At 36.6% G+C, this 11,960-nt stretch carries 7 protein-coding genes; 3 read left to right on the top strand and 4 right to left on the bottom strand.

All coding sequences use genetic code 11. The annotated features are described in order from the left end of the window. Positions 1–202 precede the first annotated feature (202 nt). A complete protein-coding gene (locus MW688_RS15080) occupies positions 203–742 on the top strand; it encodes a Dps family protein (protein ID WP_486736835.1) in 540 nt (179 codons plus the stop codon). Positions 743–860: 118 nt separating this feature from the next. On the opposite strand, the gene MW688_RS15075 is transcribed toward MW688_RS15080, so the two are convergent. The 3 genes from MW688_RS15075 to MW688_RS15065 all read right to left on the bottom strand — a co-directional run bounded on the left by MW688_RS15075 (position 861) and on the right by MW688_RS15065 (position 6,136). Then, positions 861–4,397: a hybrid sensor histidine kinase/response regulator gene (locus tag MW688_RS15075; RefSeq protein ID WP_486736834.1), complete on the bottom strand. Its 3,537-nt coding sequence runs from the start codon at positions 4,395–4,397 to the stop codon at positions 861–863. Positions 4,398–4,511: 114 nt separating this feature from the next. Then, the gene (gene era, locus MW688_RS15070; protein WP_486736836.1) at positions 4,512–5,453 is read right to left on the bottom strand and encodes a GTPase Era; all 942 of its coding nucleotides are present in this window, start codon (positions 5,451–5,453) and stop codon (positions 4,512–4,514) included. A gap of 110 nt (positions 5,454–5,563) precedes the next feature. Further along, on the bottom strand, positions 5,564–6,136 hold the full coding sequence (locus MW688_RS15065; protein WP_486736833.1) for a redoxin family protein: 573 nt from the start codon (positions 6,134–6,136) through the stop codon (positions 5,564–5,566). Between the two features lie 196 nt (positions 6,137–6,332). Here MW688_RS15065 and MW688_RS15060 point away from each other — a divergent pair, with 196 nt between their 5' ends. After that, the gene (locus MW688_RS15060) at positions 6,333–6,749 is read left to right on the top strand and encodes a Fur family transcriptional regulator (protein WP_486736832.1); all 417 of its coding nucleotides are present in this window, start codon (positions 6,333–6,335) and stop codon (positions 6,747–6,749) included. A gap of 376 nt (positions 6,750–7,125) precedes the next feature. After that, positions 7,126–8,949, top strand: coding sequence for an alpha-amylase family glycosyl hydrolase (locus MW688_RS15055; RefSeq protein WP_486736831.1), 1,824 nt, complete (start codon positions 7,126–7,128; stop codon positions 8,947–8,949). Between the two features lie 401 nt (positions 8,950–9,350). On the opposite strand, the gene MW688_RS15050 is transcribed toward MW688_RS15055, so the two are convergent. Continuing rightward, a complete protein-coding gene (locus tag MW688_RS15050; protein ID WP_486736830.1) occupies positions 9,351–11,252 on the bottom strand; it encodes an alpha-amylase family glycosyl hydrolase in 1,902 nt (633 codons plus the stop codon). Positions 11,253–11,960: the final 708 nt, after the last annotated feature.

Raw genomic sequence — 11,960 nt, 5'->3', positions numbered from 1 at the left:
TGAACTTTTTCTGAGGTTAATTTAGTACATAAGTACTGGTGGAAGATGTGAGTTGAGAAAGAAATTCCCAAACTCTAACTTAAGATTTATTTCTTAAGTTAGAGATAATTTGTAATAAAAATTAAAATTAGTTCAAATTGCAGATTTATTTAGGGGTCCAAAATTGCTTTAATAAAAATGTAGTTAAGCAAAAAGTAATTTTATGCCTATATTAAACATTGGTTTAACCGAAGAACAACGCCATGGTGTCATTGACCTTCTTAATCATGACTTAGCAGATTTTTATCTGTTATTAATCAAAACTAAAAAATATCACTGGGACGTAGTAGGACCTCAATTCAGAACCTTACATACTTTGTGGGAAGAACAATACGAAGCGATCACAGCTAATATTGACGAAACTGCTGAAAGAATTCGTGCATTAGGAGGTTATCCCCTAGGTACAGCTTCAGGCTTTCTGGAATATGCGTCTATTAAAGAACATCCCAAAGACCTACCTTCTGCTAATGAAATGGTAGCTCGTTTAACCAAAGATCACGAGCAAATTATTCGTAATTTAAGAGAAAATATCGATACATCCACAGAGAAGTTTCACGATGAAGGTACTGCTGACTTCCTCACTGGTTTAATGGAACAACACGAAGAAATGGCTTGGATGCTGCGCTCTTTCATTGAAGGCGAAGCGTTAGAAGCAGATGGAAAACGTCCTGGTAGTGATACCAAGCCCGCTGTTAATGCCTAACACCTCAAAGGGTGACCATAAACTTAAAACTGATTTGGTGCGTTAATGAAATGTAACGCACCAAACTTGCTGTAACCTATAAAAAGTCCCTGGATTCCTCAAGCTTTTTAACACCTTGTTAAGATTTACTGAGTGAATCCTTGTTTAATAATACTTCTCCTGCAATCATCTGCTTCGCTGCTTCTAATAGTTCTTCTTCTATGTACGGTTTAGTAAAATAAGCCTTAGCACCTAACTCGGCGGCAATTTTACGATGGCGCTCCGCACCTCTTGAAGTAATCATCGCTACAGGAATATTATTTAAGTCGTTATTTTCTTGCAGAAGTGAAAGTAGTTCTAAACCATTCATTCTCGGCATTTCAATATCACAGAAGATTAAATCACAGGGGAGTCCTGAGCGAAGTTTTTCCCAGGCTTCTTGACCGTCTCGGGATTGTTCCACACGATAACCACGTTTTTTAAAAGTGATGGAGAGCATTTCTCGAACCACTACGGAATCATCAATAATTAAAACTACATAATCTTTTTGTTGTGTAGCTTGCTTTCTCGTGCTTTGGTGGTTGTTACGACCGAGAAGTTTTTCTCCCTCAATCATCTTTTCCGCCGCATCTAAAAGCTCTTTTTCTGTGTATGGTTTAGTTAAATATCCACTAGCCCCCAGGTCTGCTGCTACTTGACGATGCTTATCTGCTCCCCTAGAAGTGAGTAAAGCTACAGGAATAGAGCGCAGTTCATTATCCTGCTGCATCATCGAAAGAAGTTTAAGACCATTCATTCTTGGCATCTCGATGTCACAGAAGACAATGCTACATGGTAACCCTGAGCGAAGTTTTTCCCAGGCTTCTTGACCGTCTCTAGCTTCTTCTACTCTATAGCCTGCTTTTGTGAAACTCAAGGACAGAAGTTGACGAACGGTAATTGAGTCATCAACAATTAAAACAATTGGTTCACTGTTTGATTTAGGCCCTGAAGTACTATCACTACCTGCACCTGTGTATGTAGGTGGCCAGATTCTCTCTATTTTACCACATCGTCCATCGGCGATATCATTGGCGATATCAATCAACTCCAGTATATCTCCAATCGGCATAATTCTACCATCACCTAGTACAGTCGCACCAGCGATTCCGGCCGGTTTTGGTATGGGGCCTTCTATTTGCTTAATTACAATTTCTTGTTCTGCTAAAATTTTATCAACTTTAATCGCTAATAATTTACCAGCACCTCTTAATATAACTATAGAGATGCTATTATCATATTCTTGTCCCCCATAAATAGTGCTTCTACTAATCTGACGATTATAAGATAGTAAATTATTTAATGATTGAAACGGTAAGAGTTGATCTCCCCAAAGAATACATTTTTGTCCTTGTTTATTGATTTGAATCTCTTCTGGAGTATAGTCTTTGGTATCTTCAATCCCATCTATGGGAAAAGCAATGCGAGCATTGTTACTCAAACAGGGTAAAGCTTTACATATACTCAAAGTTAAAGGCAAACGAATAATAAAAGATGTTCCTTTACCTAGTGTTGAATCAATACTGACTGTTCCTCGAATCGATTGCAAACTATTTCTCACCACATCTAATCCTACTCCTCTTCCTGAGAAATCATCGGCTCTATCTTTAGTACTAAATCCTGCATGAAATAGCAAATCATATACGTCCTGGTTGCTAATGTCTTTGGCTTCTAATTTAGTAATTAGTCTTTTCTCAATCGCTTTAGTTTTGACTTTGTTCACATCAATTCCTGCACCATCATCAGAAACTGAAATTACTGTTTGGTTTCCTTGTATAAAGGCTTGTATTTTAATCTGACCTTTAGGATTTTTGCCTCTTGCTTTGCGTACTTCTGGTAACTCAATACCATGGGTAATGGCATTATTTACTAAATGAGTTAAGGGATTGTAGAGGTGATCTAAAATAACTTTGTCTACTAATACTTCTCTCCCAGCGATTACTACTTCTGCTTGTTTTTTCAACTTCAGAGAAATTTCTCTCACCGCTCTCAAATACTTATCTGCTGTATTAGAAAAGGTAACCATTCGTGCGTGATTTAAACCTTCTTGGAGAGATGTAGTTACTTGGCGTAAACTTCGAGCTACTTGGTCTGTTTCATCTACTAAAAACTGAATATCTGATGTTGATTCTTTAACACGTACTATTAATTCAATAATTTCTTGTGAGAGAGGGTGAAACTGGGTAAAACTATCAATTTCATGGGCATTTAGTCCAGTTTCATTTTCTTGTAAATCATTTTCCCCAGGAGGCATGTAGTTAATTGGATTGGTCCCTTTGTTTTTCGGATTTCTACTTGCTAGTAATGCTCTCTCTAACAGAGTTCGCTCATATAAATACTGCATCTTTGAATTAACATCTGTTAATTGTTGAACCTGATTGAGTAAATTATCTAGAAATTGTCTTAAACGTTCTTGATCTTCTTCTAACCGATTACGTTTAACTACTAGTTCCCCTATTAAATTATTTAAGTTATCTAATTCTTTAACGTGTACCCGCATTGTTTGTTCAAAAATGCGTTGATTACCTGGTTTGATTGCTCTTGCTGGGCTAAATACTGGTATGGACTTTTCATGATTATCTGATGGTAGTTGAGTTTTTATCTCACTTGTTTGGGAATTAGTTTCTAGTAAATTTTCTAATACTGTATATATTTCTTTCTGGGTTTGAATGCTCGGTTCCTCAATCAAAGTATCTAAATCACTAAATTGATCGTAATAGTAGATTATTTCCGGCTTTTTAAAATTAAAATTTAGAGATTCAGATATAGTTATTTCTTCATCAAAACTATCTTCATCAAAACTATCTTCATTGGCATTCGTATCAAAAATACTAGTATCAAAATTAGTATCCGATGTTTCTGTTTCTCCAAATAGGTTGACTATGTCCTCTGAATCTTCGTCTTTTTCTTCTGTATCTAAATCTCTATCTAACTCTGCGGTTGAAAACCCTTCTAGGGTCGCTAATTCGCCAAATTCTTCTGTTTTAGCTTCTTTACGCTCAAAATCATCAAATAAATTAGATATATCTTCTGTTTCTGCTTCTTCAGCGTACTCTCTTGTATTTGACGAAATTTCCGTTTTGTCAAATAATTCTAATAGTTCTTCTTGTGTATTTTTTTGATGTTGATTTTTGAGGGGTTCTTGAGAAGATTTATTTAGGGGTAATGGTTGACTATTTTGTGTTTCCCAAGGATCTGAAATATGTCCATTTTCTTTTTGTTGGTATTCTTGGCTTATCTTTAGTTTACTAGTTTTTGCTTGACTCTGAATTGTTGCTACTTTGCTTTCTTCAAAGGAGGAGCGAGCTATCAGCGCTTCTAGTTGAGAACTCGGATTAATGTCTTCTGCTTGACCTGCTTTGATTAATTCCCCTGCATCTCTAATATCTTTGATAATTACTTTTATACACGATTGATAAGGATTTTGATGATTGGCGATCGCCATTTGGGTTTTTACCAATAACTCACACCAATTCTTTAGTTTAGCTTTTTCCCCCAGTACATAAAGTTGTTGACAATATTCTTGGATTTGCTTTCGATTTGTGGGTGTATCGCCTTTTTTCAGTACCACTATTATTCTCTGTAACTGTTGTAGTACTTGTTTATAAAAATTTTGGTAAAATGCTTGATTTTCCACGGTTATATATCCTCTTACCTTACACAGGGTTATTCAAATTATTAATACTGATTTTTTTAAAGCTCAAGACGCAGTTCAAAGTGATATATTCATTATATCCTAGTTAAACTTTAGTTATTTTTCTACTTGATAACCAAATTCTCTTAGTTGTACTTGGGATTGACGCCATTTTGGTTCTACTTTCACGAATAATTCTAAATAAACATCTCCTGCGATTAGTTTTTCAATTTGCTTTCTCGCTTCTGTCCCAATCGCTTTCAACATGCTTCCCCCTTTCCCTATTATTATACCTTTTTGAGATTTACGTTCTACGTTAATCGCTGCTAATATTCTCGTAATTTTAGATTTTTCTTCTACTTTTTCGATGACAATTGCTACTGAATGGGGAATTTCTTGGCGAGTCATGTAGAGTATTTGTTCCCGAATTAATTCCGCCATAATTAACCGTTCTGGCATGTCTGTTACTAAATCAGGTGGGTAATAGTAGGGACCTGTTGGTAATTTAGATAATAGTTGATTTTGTAATTCTTCGAGTCCTATTTTTTCTACTGCTGAAAATTTAACTACAGACCAATATTGGTTTTCAATTAGACTTGTGTAGGTTGCATCCAGTTTTTCCCCTTCATTCTTTTGCAGGTCGCACTTATTTAACCCCAGAATTACTGGTGTTTCCCCATTATTTCCTAGTAATTCTGCTATATATTGATCCCCTTTTCCTGCTGGTACCGAACTATCTACTACTAATAATACTACATCCACCAAGCTAATCGCCTGTTGAGCACTTTTTACTAGAATTTTACCTAGTTCGTGATGGGGTTTATGGATTCCTGGTGTATCTATAAAGATAATTTGAGCAGTATCTGTAGTTAAAATCCCTCTTAGGCGATTACGAGTAGTTTGAGCGACAGGAGATGTAATTGCTATTTTTTGTCCCACTAGTTGATTAAGCAGTGTAGATTTGCCCACGTTAGGACGACCTATAATAGCGACAAATCCTGATTTAAATTCCGGTGGCGCTATGGGAATAAGGGAAGTTACTAAATCATTCAAACAAATACCTCAGCATAAGCTATTGCTGTTCTATTTTAACTTATTTTTTCAGCAGACAAATAAAAAATACCCCGCACTTACGCTACGGAGTATTTCATCGAACTCTAAAAAAAGGACTAACCTACAAATTCTTTACGAGGTTCACTAACACCAGGAGAATCACTACCTTTGAGATAAGCTAACATAGTATCTGCATCTGATACTTCAAAGGGGTCTGTGGGACAGTTATCTGCATAACCTTCTTCTGTGAATACCTTTTCGATATTGCCATCATTAACTAGCATGGAGTAGCGCCAAGAACGCATCCCAAATCCTAGGTTAGATTTATCTACTAACATTCCCATTTTGCGAGTAAATTCGCCATTGCCATCGGGTAATAAAAATACTTTGTTCGCGCCAATCTCTTTACCCCATTTGAACATAACGAAGGCATCATTTACTGAGACACAGATTATTTCATCTACCCCTAAAGCTTTGAACTCATCATATAGTTCTTCATAACGAGGGAGGTGGTTAGATGAACAAGTAGGAGTAAAGGCACCAGGTAAAGAGAATACAATTACTTTTTTCCCGCCAAAAATATCTTGAGTGGTTTTGTCTTCCCAACGATAAGGATTAGGTCCTGGGACTGACTCATCTCTAACACGAGTTTTAAATACTACGTCGGGTACTTTACTTACAGCTACCATAATTGTTACTCCAATCTATTTTTATTTAAAGTTGACATATCTCAGAATAATTCTTATTTAAGAATTAGTCAATAGTAATAACTACTTATTGCTAAGTTTTGTTGAAGAAAAAATTTAAGATAGATTTAGGCCATGATATAATAATAAGATTAAAGCATAAAAGAAAAACTTTTAAACAAAAATTTAGTAAGGTCAGATGAAAAAGCAAGCGGAGTGGATTGTAATGCGTTTAAAATCTAAGAAATTACGAGTAACCCCCCAAAGATTTGCCGTATATAGCAACCTATTAGAAAGACAAGATCATCCAACGGCAGAGCAAATTCTCTTAGAACTAAACAAAGAGAGTTTTAAATCGTCCCAAGCAACAGTATATAGTTCCCTACAAGCCCTTGAGGAAGTGGGGTTAGTAAAACAAGTATTGTTAGAAGAGGGGGTATGTCGCTATGATGCTAATACATCTGCCCATCATCACTTTTGTTGTGAAAAATGTGGTCACATAGAGGATATTCCCTGGGATGCCTTACCAGATATAAAATTGAGTAAGTTACGTCCAGGATTAGAAGTAAAGGGATACGAAGTAGTAGTTTATGGAATATGCGATCGCTGTGATTAGGAGATGAATAGTGAGTAATGAGTAATGAGTAGTGAGTAGTGAGTAATGAGTAAGAAGTTTTGAAGTAAGAAGTAATGAGTAGTGAGTAATGAGTAAGAAGTTTTGAAGTAAGAAGTTTTGAAGTAAGAAGTAATGAGTAAATGTTAAACGCTTAAAAATTGGTTGACCAAAAAGGCGTATTCAGTGTTTTAGGTTTGAGTATTTTGCTTCTAGTTATCGGTTACACTACTAACAAGATCATCGCTTCTGCGGTGGGTTTCTTGTTTCTATTTTATTTAATGAAATTTTCTGAATCCCATAATGTCGTTTTTGTCAGCAGTAATGAGTAATCTATACTAGAGAAGGTTTAATTCATGATTTAGATGAGATTTATGATATGAGTTCAGAATCATCCAAGCTACCTGAATTTATTTTTGGGAAGCTATCAACTTCCGAAGGTCGCCTGTTACGAGTGAAGGCGATCGCCTCAGGTTTAATAGATCTAAATATAGAACCAATAGATCCTCAACCACAACAACCCGTAAAAATAAATGTCAGCATTGGTTCAGAAGTAGCAATTAAGGAAATCAAATTACACTATACAACGGATGGTTCAGTACCTGCAAATAACTCAGCTTCAACTATTACTTTACCTATGGAACTTAGTAGTATAGACTGGAATACTCTACAGTGGTCCTATTTAGAAACCTGGACTGGGATTATTCCAGGCCAAGCAAAGGGAACTCATGTACAGTATATAATCGAAGCTACGACTACAACCAACGAAATTATTTATTGTCCCTATTTAAAATCAGACAAAATAGATGAAGCTAATCTCAAAGAAATACAAAGATTTAACCCTAATTATCAACCCAGAATCTATAGTTTTTTTGTAGATGAGGAAAAAATCCCGACTTGGTTTAGAGAAGCTGTTATCTATCAAATTTTTGTAGACCGTTTTGCTTCTAATCTCGGAGAAAAATGGTCTAGTGATAGAGACTTGAGCGATTTTTTTGGGGGAACTCTTCGAGGAATTATCTCTCGTTTAGATTATTTAGTTGATTTAGGAGTAACTTGTTTATGGTTAACGCCTATTTTCACTAGTTCTTCTCATCATGGTTACGATCCTGCCTCTCATAGTGAAATAGAATCTCGATTAGGTACACAAGCAGATTGGCAAGATTTAGTAGAAGCAGCTCATCAAAGAAATATTAAAGTTATATTAGACTATGTAGCTAATCACTTTTCTGCTGAACATCCTGTCTTTAGAAAAGCTCAAATTACACCAGATACAGACGAACTTGACTGGTTTCGCTTTCGCCAATGGCCAACAGATTATGACTGCTTTTTTGATGTCCCCAGTCAACCAGAAGTTAACTCTGAGAATTATCAGGTTAGAGAATATTTAATCTCCAATGCTTGCCAATGGCTCAAACAAGGTTGCGATGGATTTCGTTTAGACTACGCTCACGGATTAAGTCGTGCTTTTTGGTCAAAATTTAGACATGATACTCGTCAAGTTAAGGCAGATAGTGTAACTTTTGGAGAAATTACTGCACCACCGAATACAGTTCGCTCTTTTACAGGATGTATGGATGGTTGTTTAGATTTTAAACTGTTGGAACTATTCCGGGGATTTTTTGGCTTACAAAATTTAACAGTAACTCAATTTGATAACCAACTCAGAAAGCATTTAACTTATTTTGGGGATAATTTAGCGTTACCTAGTTTTTTAGATAATCATGATATGAATCGCTTTCTCTGGCTAGTAAAAGGAGATAAAAGACGTTTAAAACTAGCAGCTTTGTGTCAGTTTAGTTTACCCCATCCTCCTATTATTTACTATGGTACAGAAGTGGGTTTAAGCCAATTAAAAGCAGTAGGAAGACTAGAAGAGTCTCGTTTACCGATGATTTGGGGAGAAGAACAAGATCAAGAGTTATTAGAATTTTATCAAGAGTTAATCCGTTGGCGCCGTCAAAACCCCAATTTAACCACTAGCATTCCTCAACCACTAGTTATTGACGAGGAAAAAAGAATTTATATTTATACTTGTGCTTCTTTTATTATTGCACTCAACAATAGCCCTCATACTAATACTATAAATTTAACTCAGGTAGAAAAAAATCCCCTAGTCTTAAAAACTGACTCAGGGATTTTCTTAGATGAGCATAATTTATCTCTTTCTGCCTATGGAGGGGTAATTATCCTAAGGGGGTGACAAATTTCGTAAAAACGAATACAGCCTGTAGGTTGGGTTGAGTCACGAAACCCAACATAATACTTAGCGCTTGCATCTTTACCCAAAGTTACTGGTGGGGGTTGAGTAATGAGTAATGAGTAATGAGTAATGAGTAAGTAGGGCTTGCTGAATAAATGTAAAACTTTTGCTAGATAAAGGTTTGAGCCCATTTTTATCATAAAAAGTGCAAGGTTTTTTGATATATTATGCTAGAAAGAGTGCATTTTTTTCTTTGATTACTCGAAAATTCATAAATCATTATTACCTCCTGCCTCCTGCCTCCTGCCTTTCTCCTCACCAAAACTTACTTTTTCACCCGTACCCTAAGTAAGCTGTAGGTTGGGTTGAGGCACGAAACCCAACATAATACTCAGCTCTTGCTAAACAACAATTTTGTTAACTACATCAATTATGCGTTTATCAGTTAAAATCGCCATACCAGATGGACATAAATCTAGATAAACAGCAGCCCTTCCGTCGGGATATTTTTGAACTTTAACTGTTTGATCTTCAGGAGGTTGTCGTAACTGATCATCACTCCACTCACTATGATATAAATAGTTTAAACTGTCACCATGATCATGAAGAGAACCGTCTATAGTTATCCAAGCGCCTCGACGTTCAAAACCATGGGGGTTAAATACCATCAAAACCTCTAAATTATAATATATCATTGACCAACCCACTAATTCTCCTTGTTGAGGAATTCTAAAAGGATAGTCGAGATAGGAGGTTTCTCGGAAATAAAGATATCCTTGACGTAGAGTTTTACCAAGAATATCTTGACGATTACGGAGACGGGCGATCGCCGCTATTCTCAAGTAAGTGGGATGATTAGGGTTAAAGAAATGACAGCCATGGGTTGCAAAAGCCCCAAAACTACCGCCAAACATAGTTTCACGTACATAGCGATCTTCAGCAAAGCGTCTATTTTCCACTGTATAGTCATGATAGTCTTCGTTACCATCAAAACCTTGCTCTGTGCCATAATAAATAGCAGGAATACCAGGTACAGTCAACTGAATACCTACCACATGGGCGATTTGTTGGTATAGATTAGGAACATTACTATGGGCGGCAAAACGTTCTTTTTTAGGGCGAGAAGACATATCATGGTCATCTAGAACACAAACGGCGAAAGTACCTATTTGACGGAAAACCCCAGATCTAGTATTGCGATCATATAGCCCAAAGAAATCATTAGGAGGAGTTAAACCTTTAGCTAAAGGACCTACTTTATTAGGAAAGATAATAATTTCTAAAACAGCGTCTAAATTACCTTTAAATAAATCTAAATAACCGGGTATAATTCCCGCATCGGTTATTTCTCCAGTTAAGAAGAAATTATCTTTACCAATCAACTCAGCATAGGAATGAATCGCGCGGGCAAATTCTCCACTTGCTTGAGGTGAAATATGTTTAACGGCATCCAGACGAAAACCATCACAGTCACTGATACCGATCCAATATTGATAGGCTTTGATTACCCCTTCCATAGTTTCAGGGTTTTCTAAATTGATATCTTTGAGATCGTAAAAATCACCCTTACGATATTGCACATAAGGATTTAAGGGATCTTCCCAATCAGCCAATCCCCACTGACCGATTTCACCACAGCGACTATACCAATCCAGATTTTGAAATTCTTTAGGCCATACTCCATCTTCTAGAGTAACAGGGTTAGGAATACTTTCTCCTGTAGCAGATCGCCAACCATGGAAAGGCTGTGGCGGTTCAAAGCGATAGGGCATAGTATCTCTAGGTTCACCATTGTCACCCTTGTAAAACCAATTATTACCAGAGTGATTAAAAATAATATCAAGAATTACATACATACCTTTTTCATGGGCTAGATCAATTAAATCTCTCAATTCTTGACGAGTTCCAAATCTAGGGTCAATATCCAAGAAATTTTGGATACCATAACCATGATAGGTTTCTAAATCGCAGCGTTGTTTCCAAACAGGATTAATCCAAAGGGTAGTTACTCCTAAGTTTTGTAAATAATCTAGCTTACTAATAATGCCTTTGATGGTGCCGCCATTAAATTTAGTTCCTGCTGTCATCCAAGTAGCTTTGTCCGAGACTTTGTATTGTTCGGGATGATTGTAATCAAACAAAGGACGAGAGTCTTCTTGAGCGTCACTAAAGCGATCTGGTAATAGTTGATAAAAGATTTGATCTCTCCAACTTTTAGGACTAGGATGAACTTTTCCCACTGGACGTAGTTTAACTTGAGAAAGTTCTTGAGGCACTGGTTCATTGATGGGAGTTTGAGACATATATCACTTCGTAAGAAATTGAATTAGAGATAGTATCATCTCTTAGTTTATAAGTACCTGGACATAAATAAAGTAAACTAAGTTAAGTTTTGTTAAGGAGTCTCAAAACCTCTCTGTTCCTTCCCTCATATCAAATCACCACAACTCAGATCTTGCATCTTTACCCAAAGTTACTGGTGGATGAATAATGAGTAATGAGTTTTGAAGTCTTGAAGTCTTGAAGTAATGAGTTAAAGAATTAATACTAAACGCTTAAAAATTGATTCTCCCTTGTCGGCCAATTTCTGTACTTTTTTAGGAGTGCAAGATATGAGAAGGGGGGCTTTTCATGATAACTGTAAACATCTATTTGGTCATTGCTATATGTACAGATGCAAGATCTGAGTATTAGCACCTCACCAGGGCGCAAGCCTCCCACCAGGGCGCAAGCCTCCCACCAGGGCGCAAGCCTCCCACCAGGGCGCAAGCCTCCCACCAGGGCGCAAGTATGAGCGCCCCTACTACACCTACTAAGGACTTTTTGCAACCATTAGCAAACAGCGATCGCTCTTGCTTCAATAACCACTGCTTATACGTTCCCTTTTTTGAGCATTTCTAGAGGCGTTAAGCCGTTCAAAGCTTTATCTTTTTCAGTCCAAATAAAGCCTTCCAACTCTACCGCTTCTAAAAATCTACTCAAATTTACTCAAACAGCAAAATAAGACAGAA

Source organism: Johannesbaptistia floridana, assembly GCF_057440575.1.
Note: the sequence above shows the minus strand (reverse complement) of the source record. Positions and strands in the feature narration are given on the sequence as shown.